This is a genomic window from Streptomyces sp. NPDC002520 (genome assembly GCF_053595235.1).
The window spans coordinates 166,708-188,332 of record NZ_JBSFXG010000001.1 but is presented as its reverse complement, the minus strand read 5'-3'; the positions used below and the strand labels follow the sequence as shown (position 1 = coordinate 188,332).

The following is a 21,625-nucleotide window of genomic DNA, read 5'->3' as shown; positions in this document are numbered from 1 at the left end:
TCAGGCCGCCGCGCGCGTGAACCGCAGCCTGGCCGTCACCGTGGTCAGGCCGCGCATCATCCCCATCTGGTTCCAGGTCATGGCGAACTGGTCGCGGTCCACGTCGAACTCGGTCTCCAGGGTGAGCGCGTCCGCGTCGGCCGAGACCAGGCGCGCGGTGAAGTTCAGGGGCCGGCTGGTGCCCCGCACGGTCAGCCGGCCGGTCACCCGCAGGGTGTCGCCGTCCAGGCGGTCGGCGCCCTGCACCGCGAAGGTGATCTCGGGGTGGTTGTCGGTGTCGAAGAAGTCGCCCGAGCGCAGGTGGACGTCCCGCTTGGTGTGGCGCGTGTCCAGGGAGGCCGCGTCCAGGGTCACGGTGCCGGTGGCCGAGCCGTCGGGGCGCACCTCGCCCGTGCCGGTGACGGCGGTGAACGTGCCCTTGACGGTGACCAGGCCCCAGAAGGTCTTGTGGCGCACACCCACGGTGGACGCGGAGGGGTCGAGCTGCCAGGTCCCCGTCTCCACGACAACAGCCATGATCATTTTCCCTTCAATCGTTCAAATTTGGATGACTACACGCTAGCCCATCATCCAAATTTGAACAACAGGTAGAATCGGTGCCATGACCGCACCCGACGAGCCCTGCGCCGACCAGCCCGGATGCCCGTCCACCAGCGGCGGACTGCTCCCGGGAGAGCTGCGCGCATGGATGCTCCTGGTGGCCGCGACGGGGGCGATCGAGCAGCGGCTGCGGTCGGTCGTGAAGAAGAACCTCGACATCTCACACGACGAGTTCCTGATCCTGTGCGTGCTCGCCGAGCAACCGCACGAGGGCCTGCGCATGACCCGCGTCGCCGAGCTCCTGGGCCGCCCCAAGACCCGGCTCACCTACCAGATCGCCTGCCTCCAGCACGCCGGCCTGGTCACCCGCAAGTCCGTCTGCGGCGACAAGCGCGGCGTCGAGGTCGCCCTCACCGAGAAGGCCCGGGACCTGCTGCGCGAGTCCTCCGACACGCTCGCGCTGAACGTCAAAGGGGCACTCGCCGAGTTCGTCGGGCCGGACCAGCGCGAGGCCTTCTGCGCACTGGCACCGGACACGCCGGACACACCGGACACGCCGGAGTCCTGACGTTCCGACACCCTCGGCGAGCCGGAACGCCTACCCTCAACGGGCCCGGACCGACGCCCTCGACGAGCCCGGAACCCGCCGCGAGAGCCAGGTCACAGCCGTGAAGAGGGCAACGTCACAGCCCTCGCTCCGCTCTCAATTGAGCACACTGGCCTAGCATCCGAGCCATGACGGTCCTGCCTGACGACGGGCTCTCACTGGCCGCCGAGTTCCCTGACGCGACACACGAGCAGTGGCAACGCCTGGTCGAGGGTGTGCTGCGCAAGTCGGGCAAGGAAGTCTCGGGCGCGGCAGCTGAGGACGCTCTGTCCACGACGCTGGAGGACGGGCTGCGCACCCGCCCCCTCTACACCGCGCGCGACGGCGCGCCCGACCCCGGACTGCCGGGCTTCGCCCCGTTCGTGCGCGGCGGCCGCCCCGAGGGGAACACCACGGGCGGCTGGGACGTACGGCAGCGGCACGCGGCACTCGCCGACGACACGGCCGGCACAGCCGGCTCCGTGCTGGCCGACCTGGAGAACGGCGTCACCTCCCTGTGGCTGGTGCTGGGCGAGGGCGGCATCCCGGTCGCCGAGCTGGACCGGGCCCTGGACGGCGTCTACCTCGACCTGGCGCCGGTCGTCCTGGACGCGGGCCGGGAGACCGAGCAGGCCGGGGCCGCCCTGCTGCGGCTGTACGAGGACAAGGGCATCGACCCCAAGGCCGTGCGCGGCAACCTGGGCGCCGACCCGCTCGGGTACGAGGCACGGACCGGCAGGCCGCTGGACTTCGCGCCCGTGGCCGCCCTGGCCGCGCGCTGCGCCGAGGGGTACCCGGGCCTGCGCGCCCTCACCGTGGACGCGCTGCCGTACCACGAGGCCGGCGGCTCGGCCGCGCAGGAGCTGGGCGCCTCCCTCGCCACCGGCGTGGCCTACCTGCGGGAGCTGACCGAGGCGGGGCTGTCCGTCGAGCAGGCGGCCGGACAGCTGGAGTTCCGGTACGCGGCCACCGCCGACCAGTTCCTGACGATCGCCAAGCTGCGCGCGGCGCGCCGGCTGTGGGCGCGGGTCGCCGAGGTGTCCGGGGCGCCCGGCGCTGCCGCACAGGTGCAGCACGCGGTGACCTCGCCGGTGATGATGAGCCGACGCGACCCGTGGGTGAACATGCTGCGCACGACGGTCGCGACGCTCGCGGCCGGGGTGGGCGGCGCCGACTCCGTGACCGTGCTGCCCTTCGACCACGCGCTCGGTCTGCCGGACGCCTTCGCCCGCCGTATCGCGCGCAACACCTCCACGATCCTGCTGGAGGAGTCCCATCTGGCCCGGGTCATCGATCCGGCGGGCGGCTCCTGGTACGTCGAGCGGCTCACCGACGAACTCGCCCATGCCGCCTGGGAGTTCTTCCGGACGATCGAGCGGGACGGCGGTCAGGCTGCCGTGCTGCGCTCGGGCCGCATCCGTACGGATCTCGCGACGACCTGGGCAGAGCGCTCCAAGAAGCTCGCCAAGCGACGCGAACCCATCACCGGCGTCAGCGAGTTCCCGCACCTCGCCGAGAAGCCCGTGGAGCGCGAGCCCGCGCCCGAGGGGCCCGCCGGCGGACTGCCGCGTGTGCGCCGCGACGAGGCGTACGAGGCGCTGCGCGCCCGCTCCGACGCCCATCTCGCGGCGACCGGTGCCCGCCCCCGGATCTACCTCGCCACGCTCGGCTCGGCCGCCGAGTACACCGCGCGCTCCACGTTCGCCGCCAACCTCTTCCAGGCGGGCGGCATCGAGCCGGCCACCGAGGGCACCTTCGAGGACAGCGGTGCCACCGAGGCCGTGCTGTGCTCCAGCGACGCCCTGTACGCCGAACAGGCCGAGCAGGCCGCCGCGGCGCTGCGCGCGTCCGGCGCCCGCCAGGTGTTCCTCGCGGGCCGGGGCGAGTACCCCGGCATCGACGCGTACGTCTTCGCGGGCTGTGACGCCGTGGCCGTCCTGTCCGCGACCCTCGACCGCATGGGAGTGTCCTGATGGGAATCCCCGACTTCTCCGGCATCGAGCTGGAGACCGCCGAGGGAACCGCCGCCGACGGCGGTGCCGAGGAGTGGCGTACGGCCCTGAAGCGGGCCACGGGCAGCGAGGAGACGGTGTGGGAGACCCCGGAGGGCATCGGGGTCAAGCCGCTGTACACCGGCCGTGACCTGGAGGGCCTGGACTTCCTGGGCACCTACCCGGGCATCGCGCCGTACCTGCGCGGCCCGTACCCGACGATGTACGTCAACCAGCCCTGGACGATCCGCCAGTACGCGGGCTTCTCCACCGCCGAGGAGTCCAACGCGTTCTACCGGCGCAACCTCGCGGCCGGTCAGAAGGGCCTGTCGGTCGCCTTCGACCTGCCCACGCACCGGGGCTACGACAGCGACCACCCACGCGTGACGGGCGACGTCGGCATGGCGGGCGTGGCGATCGACTCGATCTACGACATGCGGCAGCTGTTCGACGGGATCCCGCTCGACAGGATGACCGTGTCGATGACGATGAACGGCGCCGTGCTGCCGGTGCTGGCGCTGTACATCGTGGCGGCGGAGGAACAGGGCGTACCGCCCGAGAAGCTGGCCGGAACCATTCAGAACGACATTCTGAAGGAGTTCATGGTCCGCAACACCTACATCTATCCGCCGAAGCCGTCGATGCGGATCATCTCCGACATCTTCGCGTACACCTCGCGGCGGATGCCCCGCTACAACTCGATCTCCATCTCCGGCTATCACATCCAGGAGGCCGGTGCGACGGCCGACCTGGAGCTGGCGTACACGCTCGCGGACGGCGTGGAGTACATCCGGGCGGGCCGGGAGGCGGGCCTGGACGTGGACGCGTTCGCGCCCCGGCTGTCGTTCTTCTGGGCGATCGGCATGAACTTCTTCATGGAGGTCGCCAAGCTGCGGGCCGCGCGCCTGCTGTGGGCCAAGCTGGTCTCCCAGTTCGACCCGAAGAACACCAAGTCCCTGTCCCTGCGCACGCATTCGCAGACCTCGGGCTGGTCGCTGACCGCGCAGGACGTGTTCAACAACGTCACGCGCACGTGCGTCGAGGCGATGGCGGCGACCCAGGGCCACACCCAGTCGCTGCACACCAACGCCCTGGACGAGGCCCTGGCCCTGCCGACCGACTTCTCGGCGCGCATCGCCCGCAACACGCAGCTGCTCATCCAGCAGGAGTCGGGCACCACCCGGGTCATCGACCCGTGGGGCGGCAGCGCGTACGTCGAGAAGCTGACGTACGACCTCGCCCGCAAGGCCTGGGCGCACATCCAGGAGGTCGAGCAGGCGGGCGGCATGGCGCAGGCCATCGACGCGGGCATCCCGAAGCTGCGCGTGGAGGAGGCCGCGGCCCGCACCCAGGCCCGCATCGACTCCGGCCGCCAGCCGGTGATCGGCGTGAACAAGTACCGCGTCGAGAACGACGAGGCGATCGAGGTCCTCAAGGTCGACAACTCCTCGGTGCGCGCCCAGCAGATCGAGAAGCTGCGCCGGCTGCGTGAGGAGCGGGACGAGACCGCGTGCCGGGACGCCCTGGACGCGCTCACCCGGGCGGCCGACGGCGACGGCAACCTGCTGGAGCTGGCCGTGCACGCGGCCCGCGCCAAGGCGACCGTCGGCGAGATCTCGGACGCCCTGGAGAAGGTGTACGGCCGGCACGCGAGCCAGATCCGTACGATCTCCGGCGTGTACCGCAACGAAGCAGGGGAGTCCCCGTCCGTGGACCGCACCCGTGCCCTGGTCGACAGGTTCGAGGAGGCGGAGGGCCGCCGCCCGCGCATCCTGGTCGCCAAGATGGGCCAGGACGGCCACGACCGCGGCCAGAAGGTGATCGCCACCGGCTTCGCCGACCTCGGCTTCGACGTCGATGTCGGCCCGCTGTTCCAGACCCCGGAGGAGGTCGCCCGCCAGGCGGTCGAGGCGGACGTCCACGTGGTCGGCGTGTCCTCGCTGGCCGCCGGTCACCTCACCCTCGTACCGGCGCTGCGCGAGAAGCTCGCCGAGGAGGGCCGGGAGGACATCATGGTCGTGGTCGGCGGTGTGATCCCGCCGCAGGACGTGCCGACGCTGCTGGAGATGGGCGCGGTGGAGGTGTTCCTGCCCGGGACGGTGATCCCGGACGCGGCGTACGACCTGGTGCGGCGGCTGTCGGCCGACCTCGGCCACGAGCTGTGACGGCGCGATGGCACCGATCGATCTCGACACCTATGTGAAGGGTGTGCTCGACGGGAAGCGGGCCCTGGTGGCCCGCGCCATCACCCTCGTCGAGTCCACCCGGCCCCAGCACCGGTCACTGGCGCAGGAGTTGCTCACCGAGCTGCTCCCGCACAGCGGCCGGGCGCGGCGGATCGGCATCAGCGGGGTGCCGGGGGTCGGCAAGTCGACGTTCATCGACGCGTTCGGCACGCTGCTGACCTCGCTGGGCCACCGGGTCGCCGTCCTCGCCGTGGACCCGTCCTCGACCCGCACCGGCGGCTCCATCCTGGGCGACAAGACCCGGATGGAGCGCCTCGCGGTCGACCCGAACGCCTTCGTCCGCCCCTCCCCCAGCGCGGGCACGCTGGGCGGGGTCGCCAAGGCCACCCGCGAGTCGATCGTGGTCATGGAGGCGGCGGGCTACGACGTGATCCTGGTCGAGACCGTCGGCGTCGGCCAGTCGGAGACCGCGGTCGCCGACATGGTCGACTCCTTCCTGCTGCTGACCCTGGCCCGCACCGGCGACCAGTTGCAGGGCATCAAGAAGGGAGTCCTGGAGCTGGCCGACGTGATCGCCGTCAACAAGGCGGACGGCCCGCACGAGCGGGACGCGAAGGCCGCCGCCCGCGAACTGGCGGGCGCGCTGCGGCTGATGCACGGCAAGGACGCGTTCTGGAATCCGCCGGTGCTGCACTGCAGCGCCCGGGAGTCCACGGGTCTGGAGACGGTCTGGGAGCGGCTGGAGCAGCACCGCACCCTGCTCGACTCCACGGGCCGGCTCGCCGCCAAGCGGCGGGACCAGCAGGTCGGCTGGACCTGGTCGATGGTCCGCGACGAACTCCTGGGCCGCCTGCACGCCTCCCCCGCGGTACGCGACGCGGCCCCCGTCCTCGAACAGCAGGTCAGGGACGGCTCGTTGACGGCGACGCTGGCGGCGGAGCGGATCCTGGGCGCCTTCGAGGGCCGGGCGGCTCCGGGAGCCTGAGAGGGGCGGGCGGCTGCGGGAGCCTGAGAGGGGCGGGCGGTTACCTGACGGGTAATCGCCCGCACCGCGTCCGGCTGCCAGGATCGTCCGCGTACCGAGGCCCTGCCGACCGGAAGGACGTCCGCCATGACCGCCTACGTCATAGGCCACCTGCGGGATGCGGCTCCGCACCCGGAGATCGCCGAGTACATCGAGCGCATCACCGCCACCTTCGAGCCGTACGGCGGCCGGTTCCTCGTGCACGCGGGACGGCACGAGGTGAAGGAGGGCAGCTGGCCCGGACATGTGGTGGTGATCGGGTTTCCCGGGATCGCCGAGGCGCGGGCCTGGTGGGACTCACCCGCCTACCGGGAGATCGCTCCGCTGCGGTCGCGGCACATCGAGGGTGACGTCATCCTCGTCGACGGCGTCCCTGACGACTACGACGCCACGGCCACCGCCAAGGCGATGCGGGAGACCCTTCCGGGGCTGTGACGTCCAGGGCCGCCGGGAGAGAACCGGACCTCACTGCGTGGCCTGGACGTCCTGCGTCCCCAACACCATCAACAGGGCGAGGCGTTCGGCGTCCTCGGTGCCGGGTTCGGCGGTGTAGACCATGATCCGCAGGTCGCTGCCGGCCACGGAGAGGACGTCGCAGTCGAGGGTGAGCGGTCCGACGAGGGCGTGGTCAATGGTCTTGCGTGCAGCGTCGTGGAGGCCCGCCGCGCCGGTGTCCCACAGTTCGGCGAACCGGGCACTGTGCTCGCGCAGTTCGGCGTCGGCCGGGTTCGGCAGACCGGCGGTCAGGGCCTCGGCCTGCGCCAGGGTCCGCGCAGCCTCCTCGGGCCGGGCGAGCCGGGTCGCGACGGCGGCGGCGTCACGTACCGACCCGGCCGTGCCACCGTCACCCCAGGTCCGGCAGCAGCGAAGCGATGAGCGTCTCTTCCTCGACACGTACGCCCAGTTCCAAGAGGGCCTGCCGCAACTCCGGATCCCAGGGGGCGTCGGCCGGCCGGCCGGTGAGGGGCGGACCGGCGGCGCCGTCGCGCACCGCGCCTCGGTAGTCCACGGCAGTGAAGCGCCAGGGCTGCCAGGGAACATGCCGCGACAGCGCCGAGGCGATGCGTATCCCGCCCCAGTCGAAGTCGCCGTGGTACGAGAGAGTCGTTCCGCGCGCGTGCAGGTGCCGGAGCAGGGTGAGGGCGGCGGCCGATGGCTGGCCTTGTACGCAGACGAGCGGCGCGGAGCGTGAGCCGTACTCCTGTGCCGCCGCCGCGAGCACGGCGGGGTTCTCGCAGACCCGGACCACCGAGGCAGGAGCGCCGGGGAGACGACGGGTCAGCTGTCGCAGGGTGAGGACCGCGGGCTCCCCCTCGTCGGCCATCCAGTCCAGCGCCGGTGTACCCCGAAGATTCAGGGTGAGGACCGTGGAGGACAGTTCGTCACGGAGCAGGCCCGCGGAGGCCCACGCCTGCCTGCGCCACTCGGCGCCTGTCCCGTCCGGGAAGCCGGTGAGGGAACGCGCACCTGACAGTGTGAGCGTGGCGAGCGGGGTTCCGTCGTCCAGGGCGTGGGCGCTGCCGAGGACGCGGGCCGCGAAGGAGGGGAGGGACACCGGTTCTTCGGAGGGGAGGGCGTTCAGTGCGGTGGCCACCTGGTCGAGCAGGGCGCGCGCCGCTGTCGGCGTCCCCGCGAGGCGCCGTACCAGCCCGTCGCCGCGCAGCCGCTCGGCCCATGCGGCGAGCGCCGGTTGCCGGTCCGCGAGAGCGGCGAGCGGGGCGTACGCCTCCTTCCACGCCTTCTCCTCGGCCTCGCGTGCCGGGCCGAGCGGGACGACCGGCCCGGTGAGGGCCGTCACCGCCGCGTCCAGCCCCTCGGGGCTGATTCCCGAGCGGCGCAGCAGCACGTCCACGTCCTCGAGCCGGATCGACAGGGAACGTCCGCGCCCGGGAACGCGCCCCAGCAGCCGTTCGGCGGCTGCCCGTTGGTCCGAGGTGGGGCTGTCGAGCGAGACGGTGCCGGTGAGCACCTGCCCGCGTTCCATCCGTCGCCGGGCTCGCTCGACCAGCCAGCCGAGTCCGGGATCGCCGAGCAGGCGGTGGAGCCGGGGCTCGTCGACCGGGGACGTGGGGGTCAGGTCCATTGTGGTTCCGTCCCGCGGTCGGTCCCGGTCCGTGGCGTCGGCAGGGTACTCGTGGGGCGTACGGGGTCTTCGTGGCGGGTCCGCCGGGTGCCGTCCCACTCCCAGCGGGTCACGAGGACCGCCGCCACCTCGTCGATCCGCGAGAGCTGGGCGATGGCGATCCCCGGCACCTGCGGATAGCACGCCCACTCCCGTTCGCTGGTCATCACGACGTCGAGGTCGAAGGCGTGCAGGAGTCCCAGACACTTGGCGCGCGAGTCGTCGTCCACACCCGCGAACGCCTCGTCCAGGGTGACCAGGCGCGGTGCGTGAGGGCTGCCGGCACTGGCGTAGTGCGAGGAGGCCGCGGCGAACAGGGGTACGGAGACGGCCAGGACCCGCTCGCCGCCGGAGGCGGGTCCGGTCGCGGGTACCCAGCGTCCGTGCTGGTACCGCTCGACGGCGAACTCGTGCCAGGTCCGGTGGTCGAGGGCGGCGGTGAGGTGTTCGAGCCAGCTTCCGGAGGTGTCGTCGGTCTGCTGCCGGGCGATCTGTTCCTGGAGGAACTCACCGACCGCCGCCCGGTCCTCGGGTGACCACGCGTCGGCCGACTGCCGCAGTCGCTCCCTGGCCCGGGCGAGACCGGGCGGTGCTTTGCGGGAGGCCCGCCAGAGGAGGCGCAGCTTCATGCCGGTGGAGGTGGGCCGGTCCTCCAGCTCGGCGTTCATGTCCCGCACCTGCCGCTCGGCGGCGCCGATCAACTCCTGCAGCGTGCCGGCGACTTCCGTGATCAGGTGTGTTTCGAGGATCTCCCGTTCCCTCGCGGAGAGGATGCGGGTGAGTTCGGCCACCTCGGTGGCCAGCGCCTCGGCGAGCTCCGCCACGCCTCTTTCCCGGCCCTGGTAGACGATGTCGACGACCATGCCGTCCTCCACCATCCGGGCCGACGCGGTGTGCCCGTGCCGGGACAGGGTGTCCTGGAGGGGCATGAGCTCCTCGCCGAGGCGCCGCTGGATGCGTTCCCAGGCTCCGTCGGAGTCGTCGGTCGCCGCCAGGCCCGCCTCGACGGCGCGTGCCAGGGCGATGGCGGGGGTGGCCGCCCAGGGACCGGCGTCGACGGCGGGCACGGCGAGGTCCGGGAGGGCGATGGCCAGGAGCCCGGTGGTCGTGAACCGCTGCAGGGCCGCGATGGCCGCCGCGCGTGTCTCGACCGCCTCCGCGAGGTCCTTCTCCAGCCGTTCGATGGCGCCTTCGGCCTTGCTCACGGCCTTTTCGGCCGCGATGTGGCGCCTGCCCGCCAGCTGCTGTCCGGCCTGGCAGGCGCCCAGCGCCTCTGCGGTCTGTGCCAGTCGTCGTTCGAGGTCGGCGACGGCCGCGCCGACCGTGGAGCCCAGCGTGGCGTGCCGTTCCTCCGCCGCGACCGCCTGCTCGGCTGCCGCCTGCGCCCGCTGGGAGAGTTCCGCGGCCCGCTCCGCGGCCCGGACGGCGTCGGCCTGTTCCTCCTCCGCCCGGCGGGCTGCCTCGGCGCGCTCGCGCAGGGCGGGCCACAGGGCGGCGAGGAGCGGAGCGAGGGAGGTGAGGGCTTCGCGTACGGCGGTGAGGCCGGACCGGTCGGCGGGCAGGCCGAGATCGGCGGCGGTCTCGGCGAGTTCGGCCGCCGCACGGTCGGCGCGCTCGGCGGCCTCGGTGAGACCCGCGGCCCGGTCCGCCCGGCGTGCGCGGGCGCCGCGTAGCGTGTCCGCGGCGGCGGTGACCATCGCGTGGGCCCGGGTGAGCGGTCCGGGGTCCGGTACGTCGGCCAGTTCGGCGTCAAGGGCACGGCGGCGGGCGGCGACCGCGTGGGCCTGGGCCTCGATGTCCCGCAACTCCCTTTGAAGGTCGGCTAGTTCTCTACCGATCTCTGCCAGCCGTGCCCGGCGAGCGGCCTCCCGGGCCCCCTCGCCGATGTACTCGGCGGCGGGTTTGGCCCAGCGCCCGGTGAGGGCGCCGACGCGGAAGCGGCCGTCCGTCGCGACCCAGGTGTCCGCCGCGCTGCCGGGCCCGCCGGTGCCGCCCATGCCCGCGCCGCCCATGCCCGCGCCGACCGCAGCCTCCGCACCGACCGCACCGAGCAGCCGGGCTACCGTCGCCTCGCCGACCGTCGCGGCCTGTGCGTCCCCGTGGTCCGGCGCGGGGCGTAGCCAGGTGGCGAGCGAAGCACCGGCGACGGGCCCGGTCGCGGGGTCGAGCAGCACGTCGTGTCCGTCGGCGGTGCGTACGAAGCCGTCGGGCTGCACCCAGGCGTCCAGCAGGCCCGATGCCTCCAGCGCGGCTTCGAGGCCGGCGCGTTCCGGTTCGGTGAGTCCGTCCTGGAAGTCGACGAGTCGCCACAGCGGCGCTCCCGGCAGCCGCTCCCGCAGGCCCGGTGTACGCGTGTGCGGTGGCTCGGGTGTCCGGCGCCCACCGGCTTCGAGCGTGTCGGCTTCCTGCCGCAGCAGGTCGATCCGGTGCGCCAGCTCCGACCCGCGGCGCGCGGCGTCGGCGGACGCGTCCGCGAGGAGGGCCGCGGCGGCGGTGTGGGCTCGCGCCGCGCGCTCACGCGCCGGATAGGGCCCGTCGAGGCTCTGGGTCCACTCCTGGAGTTCGTCGAGCAGTCCGACCGGGTCGGGGTAGGCCAGTTCGGTCCATGCGCGGGCACGCTCTCGTACGTCGTCCACGAGCGACCTGCCCGAGGCGGCGACGGCCTCCTCGGCCTGAAGGTGCCTGCGCACGGCCTCGTCGAGGTCGGTGTCGGCTTCGTCGAGCCGCACGGCCTCGCGGCGGCGCTCTTCGATCGCCCGCTGCACCGCCTCGGCCAGGGACTCGGTATGGGCGAGCGCGCGCTGTGCGCGGTCCACCGACTCCTCGGTGACGCGGCGCAGTTCGGCCTCGGGCAGCCCGTCGGCGGCGGTAAGCAGCTCCACCCGGGCGGCGGCCGCTGCCTCCCGAGCCTTCCGGAATCCGGTCTCGGCCCCCTGTTCAGCGGCGCGCAACCGGTTCTCGGCCGCGCCCAGCCGCGTCCGTGCCCGCCTCTCACCCTCAACAGCCTGGGCCTGGTCGCCCTGTGCCTGGCGCAGGGCGTCGGCGGTGCGTTCCACGGCTTGTGCCGCCTGCTCCAGTGCGCGTGCGTCCCGCATCTCGGGGCTGCTGCGCAGGACGGACTCCTGTTCTCGCAGTCGCACGGCGGTTTCGGCCAGTTCGGCGATCTCCCGCTCCGCCGCCGCCCTCGCCTCCTCGGCCTCGGTGTGCTGGGCCTGGGCCTCGCCGAGGTCCCGCTGGAGGTGCTCGTACCGGGAGTGCTCGGCACGAGGGAGGCGGGCCCGGCGGCGGGTGGCGATCCTGGCGTACCGCCGGTAGTGGTCGAGGAACGTGGCGGCCGCGCGCTCGGCGGAGGTGGCGGCGGTCAGCGCCTCCTTCTCCTCGTCCAGGGAGCGGAACGCCTCGGCGACGTCGGCGATGACGGCCTGGTCCATGGGCGGCAGGGCTTCGCTGAGCGCCCGGGAGAGGGCGGCCTCGTTGGGCCGCTTGGACAGCTGGGGCTGACGGAGCTGGATGAGCAGGTCGACGAGGGCTCCGTAGCGCTGCTCGCCGAGACCGAACAGTGCCTCGTCGACGGCTCTGCGGTACGTCTTGGCCTGGTCGTACACCATGCCGTGCCCGGCGACGGCCTCGGCCAGCCGGTCCCGGGAGAGCGCCGTGCCGGTGGGGTCGAGGAGCCGTAGCGTGCCCTCCCCCGCTCCCCCCGGACGGTGGTCGACGCGCTGACCGGTGACGGCGTACCAGTGGCGCGCGATGCCCCGGCCGCCGACGGCCTTAAGACCGCACAGCAGGGTCCGGAAGTGCCGCTCGCCGGTGAACTCGTCGAGGCGGCCGAACTCGATCCACGTGTAACCGAGCCGTTCGGGGTGGGGGTGCTCCCCGCCGAGCAGGAGGTTCCACTCCATCCGCTTCCCGGGGTCGCCGTCCGGTTCGACGCGACGCGAGGAGAGGTCGCCGTCGAGCAGGAAGGGCAGGGTGAGCGCGAGCACCTTGGACTTGCCGGTGCCGTTGTTGCCGCGCAGCAGCAGGCGCCCGTCGCGGAAGTGGAACTCCTCCACGTCGTAGTGGAAGAGATCGACGAGCCCGATGCGCAGCGGCTGCCAGCGTGCGCGCGTCGGCTGGGGCAGGGGCGGGGCGGGGGTCACGGCTGGCCGTTCTTTCGCTGAGCGGGCGTGCGGACGGTGTCGGGTTCGCGTACGACGGCCTCGCCGACCGCGTACCGGGCCAGGGCCGGGCGGGGTGTCACGCCGTCGGCGGAGCGGGAGACGAGTCCGAGGGCGGCGAGCCGGGCCACGGCCTGGGCGACGAGTTCGCCCTCCGTTCCCGGCTCCCGGGCGGTCTTGGACCAGAAGGACCCGTGTACGGCGGCGAGTTCGCGCACCCGCTGTTCCAGCCGCGCGCCGGGGACGGGCCCGGACGCCTGGGCCAGGTACTCGGCGAGCAGGAGCGTGATGTGTCCGTGTGTGCCCTGCTCGGGCATCCGTACGTCGGTGAGGTCGTCGTCGGGGTCGACCATGGCGATGCCCTCGGCGCGGACCTCTGCGACGAGTCCCGTCAGTTCGGTGATGCGCGCGGTGAGGAATCCACGCTGGCGGGTCAGATAGGCCAGCTCGGCGTCGGTCAGTTCGTCGTAGTAGAGGACGGGGTCGTCCAGGAGACGGCGGGTCAGGGACCGGCGCAGGGCACGGAACCGCAGCTCGTCGCTGTCGAGGGCGGTCTCCGCGACGAGTTCGCCGAGCCGCTCGTCGAAGCTCTCCGCCTGCACGGTGGAGGGGCCTCTGCGGGTGGCGAGCAGTCCGGCCAGAACGCGTCGCTCGACGTCGTAGAGCACGTCCCCGGAGCCGCTGACGTACGCCTCCTCGTCGCCCGCGACCCGCCGGAGCACGCCGAGGCCGAGCAGCAGCCGTACGACGGCGGCGAGGTCGAGGCGCTCGTCACGGCGGTCCAGGGTGAAGGTGATACCGGACCGGACGAGCCGGGGATCCGCGGCTTCGAGGACGACCTGGTCGGCGAGGCGGCCGAGAGCGATCTGTCCTTCGCCCCGCTCCAGGGCCGCGAGCGCGAGGCAGAGCAGGACGTACCTGCGGCGGGTGAAGGGGGCGGCGGCACGGCTCGCCTCCCGCGCGGGATGGGTGGGGTCGGTGAGGACGCCGGGAACCTTGCGCAGCCGTGCAGCCTCGGCGTCCACGTGGAGGGGCCAGCCGGTGTTGCGGTCGAACCAGTCGCGCAGTTCGGAGGCGTGCCGGCGGACGAGGCGGAACTCGTCGGCGTACCGGCCGCGGGCGAGCAGGAGGGGTTGCTTCAGCAGGGCGCGGGCGGCTTTGCGGAGGTCGGCGGCGTGCTGTCCGTCGAGGACCTCGGCGCGCGGCGTGGTCATGAGGCGAGGTTTCCCTGTGTCGCTTCCGGGTCCGTCAGGTCGATGATCTCGATCAGGTGGTCGGGGCCGCGGAACGTGCCGGAGGGAGTCCGGATCTCCGCAGCCGGCCCGTCGGCGATGGCGGTGAGCCGGATCTCCATGGAGCCGTCGTTGCTGGTGGCGACGGTGTGGCTGATGCCGGGCCGCCAGGTGGCGAGGGCGTCGCCGAGCAGCTGGAGGAAGAGCTGGAACGACGTCGGGTCGAACTCACCGAGCTCGGAGAGCCGGGTGACGCCGTCCGTGACGAGCCGGGCCCGGGCAGCGGCCGTCTCGGCGGCCTGCTTGGCGGCCAGCTCCGCGAGGTGACGGCGCCGCTCGTGCCGGTCCTCGACCTTCCGGGGTTTGCCGCGCCGCTCGTAGCTGCCGGTGCGGCGCAACTGCGGGCTGATCCGCAGGGGTTCGGCCGCCGCCCATGGGGTGGCGGCGGGCGCCGGCCGGGCGGCGCGGGCCGCGAGGGTGTCGGCGTCGACGGTGAGGTGCCGTGCCGGGTGCAGCCCGAAGGCGGTACGCCACAGCCGGTGCCGGGAGTCGTCGTCGGGAGCTTCGGCGAACCAGTGGGCGAGGGTACGGAAGTCGGCGGACCGGTCGGACCGCCCGGCCCGGCGCTCTCCCAGGGTCCGGACGACGGCGAGGAGCTGCGGGATGGCCCCGAGGGCACGCCCGCGCAGCAACCGGGCCTGCGACTCGCGCCCCTCCCGGCTGACGAACCACGCCCCGAGCCCGTCCCAGCGGCCGGCCCAGCGGGCGTACGCCTCCTGCTCGGCCTGCCCGGCCTCCTCGGGGGTCGCGTCGGCGGCCTCGCGCACGGCGGCGGCCCGCAGCAGCCCGTCGATGCGGCCGTCCTCCTCCAGGCTCAGGACGAGCTGGGCGCTGCGCCCGCCGAGGGTGATCAGGTCCTGGATGAACCGCTCCAGGTACTGGATGAGCTGGTCCTTGTACGCGAGGAAGACCTCCTCCTCGACGTCGTGCAGGTCGATGGTCCGCTGGAGCGATCCCATGAAGGCCCGCGCGTTGTCGGCGAGCGCGGCGAAGCGGCTGGCCAGCCCGTCGAGCGTGAGATACGTCTTGGCCGGGTCGGGCTCCTCCTCGGCCGCAAGGACGAGCAGCGCACGCAACTGCGTGACGATGTCGTGCAGCGCGACGGCCTGGAGCGCGCCGCGCCGGCCGAGCGCCTCGTCGTAGGCGGCGAGCGCCTCCTCGGCGGCCTCCCCCTCCCGCGTGAGCTGGTAGATGAACCGCTTGCGGTAGAAGTCCTCGACGGCGGTGACGCGGGCCGTGTCGGGGTCGGCCCGCAGGTTGCCCCACTCGACGAGGCTGTCGAGGGCCTTGGCCACGGTCTCCACGCCTGCGGGCCGCATCTCCGCCGGCAGCGCGGCATGCACGTCCTCCGGCCGCAGATGGACGGCGAACCGCTCCTTGGCGCCGACGAAGGCTCTCATCACCTGCCGGTACAGGGCCGCGTTCGGTGCGGTGAGATGCGCGAAGGGACTGTAGGCGTCGGGCCGGGGAGCGGAGACGGGGGCGGAGGCGGGGGCGGAGGCGCTGGTGGTCATCGGTTCCCATTGTCCAGGGCCCGTGGTGAGGCGCGGGCCTGGTCAGGAAATCCTGACCCTTTTGCGACAGTTGCCCTATATATGCCTCTCATCGCTGCCTGCGGGGGAGCCCATCGCCGTCCCCTGCGGCGACTGCATCCCCTGCGTCAGTGCAGTCAGCTGGTCGGCCCGCGCGAGCGCATTACGGGCACCATGGGTGTAACGCGCGACCTCTCGGCGCACAACTCGACCTTCCGTGCGGGCCCCGAGCCTCGCCACTGGCAAGGATCTCGCCCTATAGCATTCGAAATGCCATACTCAAGTCATGGCTGATGAGGACCCCGACTTCCCGCCCGGCGACGGCCCCAGCAGCGGCATCTCCGTCTCCCTTACCGCCGGCACCCTGCAAGCCATCCGCGAGCGGGTCGGCAAGCGCGGGGTGTCCGCCTACCTGGAGAAGGCCGCGCAACGGCAGATCGAGCGCGACAACCTGGACGAGCTGATCGCCGACTTCGACAAGACCCACGGCCCCGCCGATCCCGAGGCCGTGGCCGCCAAGCGGGCCAAGCTCACCGGCAGCTCCTCCTCAGGTGCCGGGGCGGCCGCGTGAGCGGCGCCCTGATCCTGGACAGCGAGGGCCTCGCCAAGGCCGTACAGCGCGACCGCGAGGTCCACGAGTGGCTCGCCGCGGCCCGCGGCGCCGACCTCCCGGTGATCACCTCCGCCGCGGTCCTCGTCGAGGTGATCCACCCGCGGATCAACGACGGCGCCCTGAAATGGACGCTCTCCCGGCTCCGGGTCGAGCCGGTCACCCAGGCCCTCGCCCAGTCCGCTGCCGCGCTGCTGCGCGCAACCGGGCTGCACGGCCACAAGTACGCCATCGACGCCATGCTCTGCGCCACCGCCCTCGCCCAGCATGGCCGCGTCACGATCCTTACGTCCGACGTCGAGGACATCACCATGCTCACCACCGACCACGATCGAGTGACCGCCGAAAAGATCTGACGGGCGCCGCCTGGGGCGCGCGAGGGGCACGGACGGCGCGTTGACAGGGGCTGACCTGCCCGACAAGGCGCCTGACACCCCATCAGGACGAGCGGCAAGTGAGCGCCACGAGCGTCATCTCAGCGTCAGGAGATCGCCTGTAACGCCCACACCGCACATAATGCGCACACACAAAACCGCAGGTCAGGAGCCCTTTGCGGCAGGCTCCAAAATCGCCACGCACTCCACGTGATGCGTCATCGGGAACACATCCACTATGGGCTTCTTCAGAAGAACCGCAGTTCAGGCACCATTTCGCGAGCGTCACGAAGATACCTCCAAGGGCCAGAGCGTCAAACGAGCGTCACCGCACGCGGTCGGAGAGCCCCGACAGGACTCGGCCGCCTGTGTCTTTCACGGTGTCGCCAGGTGGAGCAGGACCGGCGTGCGGCCCAAGGTGAGATATCCCCGGCCGGGTGGTGCGGTGAAGTACTGGTCCGGCTCGAGCGTGATGCTGTGGGCCACGGCGGCAGGGCGTCCGGCCGGGGTGAGCAGGAGTCGGTGTCCCGTTGCCACGATGGCATTGATCAGGCGGGCCAGTGGGCTGGGGAAGCCGGTGAGGACCGGTGTCGCGTCGGCGCTGAGGACGAGGGCGTGGCGGCCGCGTGCGGAGGGTCGGGCGATGTCGTCGAGCAGGGTGGGCGCGTCGGTGAAGCCCTGCTGGGTGGGCAGCACCGTGATGTGGTCCGCGTCGTCGACGACCAGGGTGTCGGGGCCGTCACCGAACGCCTCGGCGGCCTCGCGGAGGTCGCTGTCCTTGTGCGAGATACCGGTGAGGACCCGCACCCCCGGGTCGTCGGGGAGCAGGGCCGGCAGCGGGGAGCGGGGCGAGGCGAGGGCGAGCACGCCGATGCCTGCTCGGCGTAGGGAGTGGGCGAGGGCAGCGGTGGCGGTGGTGCGGCCGGAGCCGGGCGGGCCGGAGACCAGCAGCAGGTGGGCGCCTTCGATGAGGGCGATGCCAACCGTGGTGTATCCGGTTCCCCCGACGCCGAGGGGTATCCAGGTCGGCGAGCGGGGCGGCTCGGGCAGACGCAGTTCACCGAGGGTGATCCGGGTGGGCAGGGCGGGGAAGCGCCGGGGCAGGCGAGCCGGGTCGAGGTCGGTGAACCGGGACGGCAGGTCGGCGGGGAGCGGATCCGGTTGGCAGATCTGCACGTGGCGCCCTGTGGCTGCGTCGATCGCGCGGCCTGGCAGGACGGGCGGACTGGCCATGCGTGAGGTGAGGTGCGCCCGGCGGATCTCCTCCTTGGGGAAGGGGAGCAGCAGGCGCCGGGTGTAGTAGGTGGGGAGCTTGTGGTTGAGCATGTCGTGGCCGCCGAGCGGAACGATGTGCACGCCCAGCGGGGCACCGGCCGCGATGCCCCGCAGCGAGGTCAGCAGCGAGGTCTCGGTGAAGGCGGGGTCGTCGTGGTCCTCGAAGTACTCCCAGCCGTCGATGACGACCACGATGCGCGGCTGCTGCGCCGCCTGCGGGCGGGTGCCGGCGGAGCGGCGCTGGATTTCCTCGTCGAGCCAGGACGAGCCGTCGCTTCTCCTTCACGATCGCCCAGGGCAAGAAGGTCCGCACCGCCATCGCCGCCATCGACGAGGCCGCATGGACGGCGATCAAGTACACGGAAGCGGTCTTCGACGAGGACACCCGGCGGTGGGTCACCGAGACCGAATACACCGCCTTCAGAACGCCCGCGCCTTGCCACACACGCACCGAGCAACGGGGGGATGTCCGGTCCCGATGGATCAGTTGAAGCCGGTCCACGAGCCGCAAGGCTTGGGCCGGCCCGTGCACCCCATTTGCATCACTCTCCGTGGTACATGCGGTGCAGGTCGACGAGCTCGACATCGCTGCGCCGGTCGGCCTCCCGCCGGAGATCGTCGGTGAAGCCGGAGCGGGCGAAGAGCAGGAGCTTGGGCAGAGCTCCCACCCTGGCGCTGGGCAGCAGCCCCCGCAGGTGCTCCAGCCGCTCCAACTGCGGCAGGCCGACAGGCGTGAGGGTTCCCTTGGCCTCACCGATCGCGGTGATCCGCTCGACCCCGAACGCCGGCGACTCCGCCACCACAAGATCCAGTTCATGACCGCGCCGGTGTTCCCGACAGGCGATCTCGGTCGGGCGCACCCAGCTCGCCCGACCCCCGAGGCTCTCCACCGAGGCATGTTCGAAGCACCACTGACGGGCAAGCTCCTCGAAGTGCGGGCCGTAGATCTTCGCGGCAACGGTGTCCGCGTTCTCCTCCCACACCCGGTCGGCCCGGCCCACGACCAGTTCCGGCTCGTGCCGCTGGATCAGCAACTGGTGCAGTCGTACGACCGGCTCGGCGATCCGGAAGACGCTGCGCTTGTCCCGTATGGCATCCTCGACCTGCTCCAGCAGGCCGATGTCCTGAAGTCCGGAGAGCAGGTGCGCCAAGGCACTGCTCGCCCGTCCCAGTACTCCCGCGATTTCCGACCGCCGGTGATGCCCCGCGCTCACCGCCGCCAGGACCGCCGCATACGAGGTCGGGTCCGAGATCGAGGGCTCCTCGCGCAACAACAACCCCCCTTCGCGGAACATGGCCGAGGCCGGATTCAGCAGCCGGCGCGAAACCCACCGGTCGAAGTCCGCCAGGCCCTCCGGCCCCTTTCCCCCGCACATCTCCTTGTAGGCCGGGGTCCCACCCACCAGCGCATGCAGCCGGAACGCCAGCTCGGGATCCTCCTCCACTCCCCAGAAATCGGCCGCCTCCCTGAACCTGAAGGGCCGCACCACCAGCTCCATGCTCGCCCGCCCGCGCAGCGGGGCTCCCCCGCCGAGCAACTGCGCCATGGTGGTCAAGGCACTGCCGCAGAGAATCAGCCGAGTACGGGTGTGCTCCTTGGCGTGACTCATCGGACTGAGTGCCTGCTGAAGGTAGGAAGGCAGCGCGGGGGTCGCCGACACCAGGTAGGGGAATTCGTCAATCACCACCGGCATCGGGGCGTCCTCACCGATCCGCAGCAGCTCGTCCAGCGCTTCCCGCCAGTCGCCGAACAGTACCGGCCGCCGCAACCCGCGGAACGCCGCATACGCCGCGCCGAGATCCGCCAGATTCTGCGCCTCACTCTGCTGGGTCGCCGCGAACAGAAACCCGCCCGCCTGGCGCGCCAGCAGCTCAAGCATCAGCGTCTTCCCCTGCCGCCGACGCCCGTACACAAGCCCCAGCGACGCACCGTCCTGCCCTGATGCCGCAAACTCGCCCAGCTCACGCCACTCCACATCCCGCGCGAACAGCCGCTCCGGCTTGACCATCGAAAGCACCTCCGCCAACTATGATAGCTGCGACTATCATAGTTGTTGGCATTACTGGGTGGCCGCATCACATACTGGACGGGAACATCCCAAAAAGGCACCAGCGCCTAGCGCCGAAGCGGCAGAAAGCAACGAAAGCGGAACCGGAAGACGCCTCACCGAGACCCCGCAAGTGCCACAACGGGCGCGTGACACTCCGGTCGGCAATTACGGTGCGCGTTCAGCGGAGCATCCGCATCGGCGACGTCGAGACACTGCCACCCCAGCCCTTGCGCACGCATCAGCCAGACTGGTTGCGCACCTATCAACAACCTGACGTGTCGTCAGTTTCAGCGTCACATGAGCGTCAGCAGTCCGAAAACCGGGAGGCCCTCATGTGCGCGAAACGGTCCGTTCACACACAAATCCGCAGGTCAAGACGAGGCGAAAAGCTCGACCTGTTGGATCCCCAGAAACAGGTCGAGATTCCTGCCGCCACAACAAAGCAGCAGGTCAGGCCCCCTTCGCAACCGGCTCAAGAATCGCGACGCACTCCACGTGATGCGTCATCGGAAACAGATCGAACGCCCGCAGCGTCCGCACCCGGTACCCGCCGTCCCGGAAGTACCCCAGGTCTCGGGCCAGCGCAGCGGGATCGCAGGCGACGTAGGCGATGCGGCGGGCGCCGAGGGAGGAGAGGTGGTCGACGGTCTTGCGGCCGGCGCCCGCGCGCGGGGGGTCGAGGACGACGAGGTCGACCTCGGTGATGCCGGTGCGCGGCAGGACCGACTCGACCTTGCCCTGTTCGATGCGGACCCGCGGGAAGTCGGCGAGGTTGTGGCGCGCGTCCTCGACCGCTCGCTTGCCGGACTCGATGCCGAGGACCGCGCCCTTCTCGCCGAGGCGGTCGGCGAGGGCGCCGGCGAAGAGGCCCACGCCGCAGTAGAGGTCGAGGGCCATCTCACCCTTGCGGGGCAGCAGGCCCTGCATGACGGCCTTGACCAGGGTGTCGGCCGCCATCGGGTGGACCTGCCAGAAGCCGCCGCTGCCGACGCGGTAGGTGCGGCCGTCGGCGCGCTCACGCACGAACGCGCGGCCGTGGACGCGGTGGATGCCGCCGTCGTTCTCGTCGACGCGCATGACAGAGACGGGCCTGTCGAGCTCGACGAGCGGCAGCCGGGCGCCGGGCCGGGGTTCCAGGATCACCATGCGGTCCTGGGAGCCCGTCGCGGCGATCGCGTCGACGGACGCCATGCCGGCCCAGTCCCGGTCCTCGATGCCGAGCTCGGTGACACCGGGCGCGGCGATCATGCAGTGGTCGATCGGTTCGACCTCGTGCGAGCGGTGGCGGCGCAGTCCGGCGTTGCCGTCGGCGTCCACCGCGTACTGCACGCGCGTCCGCCACTGGGGCACCTCGCCCGCGGGCAGCTTGTCACCCTCGGCCGGCATCACCGTGCCGTCCCAGCCCGCCTCCTCGGGGGTGAGGCCCGCGAGACGCTGGAGCTGCTCGGCGATCACCTCGCCCTTCAGGCGGCGCTGGGCGCCCGGCTTGGCGTGCTGCCAGTCGCAGCCTCCGCAGCGGCCGGGGCCGGCGAAGGGGCAGGGGGCCTCGACGCGGTCCTTGGAGGCGTCGAGGATCTCGACGGCGTCCGCGCGCAGGAAGCGGGCGCCCTCCTCGCCCTCCGTCACCCGTGCCACCACCCGCTCGCCGGGCAGCGCGTGCCGTACGAACAGCACCTGGCCCTCGGACGTACGGGCGATGCAGTGGCCGCCGTGGGCGACGGGTCCGATCTCGACCTCGTACTCCGCGCCCACCAGAGACTTGGTCGGTTCTGCCTGCATGGTGGGGTGACTCCAGATCGGGAGAGGAAGGCGGGACATCGGGAAAGCGGGAAAGCGAGAAAGCGGGAAACCAGGACATCGGGAAACCGGGACATCGGCAGGC

15 protein-coding genes and 1 pseudogene are annotated in these 21,625 nt (G+C 72.0%); 7 read left to right on the top strand and 9 right to left on the bottom strand.

Annotated features, from left to right (window positions below; genetic code table 11):
* Entirely contained in the window at window positions 1–516 is a 516-nt protein-coding gene (locus ACWD5D_RS00790) for a YceI family protein (RefSeq protein WP_451370612.1), read from the bottom strand.
* 85 nt (window positions 517–601) lie between these two features.
* On the opposite strand from ACWD5D_RS00790, the gene ACWD5D_RS00785 reads away from it, so the two are divergent.
* From ACWD5D_RS00785 to ACWD5D_RS00765, 5 genes are all read left to right on the top strand, one after another.
* On the top strand, window positions 602–1,108 hold the full coding sequence (locus tag ACWD5D_RS00785) for a MarR family winged helix-turn-helix transcriptional regulator (protein WP_451370611.1): 507 nt from the start codon (window positions 602–604) through the stop codon (window positions 1,106–1,108).
* A gap of 167 nt (window positions 1,109–1,275) precedes the next feature.
* Window positions 1,276–3,099 carry a methylmalonyl-CoA mutase family protein gene (locus ACWD5D_RS00780; protein ID WP_451370610.1) on the top strand — a complete coding sequence of 608 codons (1,824 nt, stop codon included), beginning with the start codon at window positions 1,276–1,278 and terminating at the stop codon, window positions 3,097–3,099.
* Entirely contained in the window at window positions 3,099–5,282 is a 2,184-nt protein-coding gene (gene scpA / locus ACWD5D_RS00775) for a methylmalonyl-CoA mutase (protein WP_451370609.1), read from the top strand. The genes ACWD5D_RS00780 and scpA overlap by 1 nt, the downstream gene beginning before the upstream one ends.
* A gap of 7 nt (window positions 5,283–5,289) precedes the next feature.
* Window positions 5,290–6,288, top strand: a complete 999-nt coding sequence (gene meaB, locus ACWD5D_RS00770; protein ID WP_451370608.1) for a methylmalonyl Co-A mutase-associated GTPase MeaB — start codon at window positions 5,290–5,292, stop codon at window positions 6,286–6,288.
* A 126-nt stretch (window positions 6,289–6,414) separates the two neighbouring features.
* Window positions 6,415–6,762, top strand: coding sequence for a DUF1330 domain-containing protein (locus ACWD5D_RS00765; protein ID WP_451370607.1), 348 nt, complete (start codon window positions 6,415–6,417; stop codon window positions 6,760–6,762).
* A gap of 30 nt (window positions 6,763–6,792) precedes the next feature.
* On the opposite strand, the pseudogene ACWD5D_RS00760 reads toward ACWD5D_RS00765, so the two are convergent.
* From ACWD5D_RS00760 to ACWD5D_RS00740, 5 genes and pseudogenes are all read right to left on the bottom strand, one after another.
* Window positions 6,793–7,044: pseudogene (locus tag ACWD5D_RS00760) on the bottom strand (MmyB family transcriptional regulator); the annotation flags it as partial.
* 127 nt (window positions 7,045–7,171) lie between these two features.
* Window positions 7,172–8,410 (bottom strand): TIGR02679 family protein, encoded by a 1,239-nt coding sequence (locus ACWD5D_RS00755; RefSeq protein ID WP_451370606.1) that lies wholly within the window; start codon window positions 8,408–8,410, stop codon window positions 7,172–7,174.
* Window positions 8,401–12,591: a TIGR02680 family protein gene (locus ACWD5D_RS00750; RefSeq protein ID WP_451370605.1), complete on the bottom strand. Its 4,191-nt coding sequence runs from the start codon at window positions 12,589–12,591 to the stop codon at window positions 8,401–8,403. Before ACWD5D_RS00750 ends, ACWD5D_RS00755 begins: the two co-directional genes overlap by 10 nt.
* Complete coding sequence (locus tag ACWD5D_RS00745; RefSeq protein WP_451370604.1) at window positions 12,588–13,823, bottom strand: TIGR02678 family protein; 1,236 nt, start codon at window positions 13,821–13,823, stop codon at window positions 12,588–12,590. Before ACWD5D_RS00745 ends, ACWD5D_RS00750 begins: the two co-directional genes overlap by 4 nt.
* The gene (locus ACWD5D_RS00740; protein ID WP_451370603.1) at window positions 13,820–15,415 is read right to left on the bottom strand and encodes a TIGR02677 family protein; all 1,596 of its coding nucleotides are present in this window, start codon (window positions 15,413–15,415) and stop codon (window positions 13,820–13,822) included. The genes ACWD5D_RS00745 and ACWD5D_RS00740 overlap by 4 nt, the downstream gene beginning before the upstream one ends.
* A 304-nt stretch (window positions 15,416–15,719) precedes the next feature.
* Between ACWD5D_RS00740 and ACWD5D_RS00735 the strand changes: the two genes are divergently transcribed.
* Together ACWD5D_RS00735 and ACWD5D_RS00730 are read left to right on the top strand one after the other, a co-directional pair.
* A complete protein-coding gene (locus ACWD5D_RS00735) occupies window positions 15,720–16,004 on the top strand; it encodes a hypothetical protein (protein ID WP_451370602.1) in 285 nt (94 codons plus the stop codon).
* The gene (locus tag ACWD5D_RS00730; protein ID WP_451370601.1) at window positions 16,001–16,399 is read left to right on the top strand and encodes a PIN domain-containing protein; all 399 of its coding nucleotides are present in this window, start codon (window positions 16,001–16,003) and stop codon (window positions 16,397–16,399) included. The genes ACWD5D_RS00735 and ACWD5D_RS00730 overlap by 4 nt, the downstream gene beginning before the upstream one ends.
* A gap of 393 nt (window positions 16,400–16,792) precedes the next feature.
* On the opposite strand, the gene ACWD5D_RS00725 is transcribed toward ACWD5D_RS00730, so the two are convergent.
* From ACWD5D_RS00725 to ACWD5D_RS00715, 3 genes are all read right to left on the bottom strand, one after another.
* On the bottom strand, window positions 16,793–17,884 hold the full coding sequence (locus tag ACWD5D_RS00725; RefSeq protein ID WP_451370600.1) for a hypothetical protein: 1,092 nt from the start codon (window positions 17,882–17,884) through the stop codon (window positions 16,793–16,795).
* Between the two features lie 350 nt (window positions 17,885–18,234).
* Window positions 18,235–19,701 carry an AAA family ATPase gene (locus ACWD5D_RS00720; protein ID WP_451370599.1) on the bottom strand — a complete coding sequence of 489 codons (1,467 nt, stop codon included), beginning with the start codon at window positions 19,699–19,701 and terminating at the stop codon, window positions 18,235–18,237.
* 492 nt (window positions 19,702–20,193) lie between these two features.
* Window positions 20,194–21,522 (bottom strand): class I SAM-dependent RNA methyltransferase, encoded by a 1,329-nt coding sequence (locus ACWD5D_RS00715; RefSeq protein ID WP_451370598.1) that lies wholly within the window; start codon window positions 21,520–21,522, stop codon window positions 20,194–20,196.
* Window positions 21,523–21,625 lie beyond the last annotated feature (103 nt).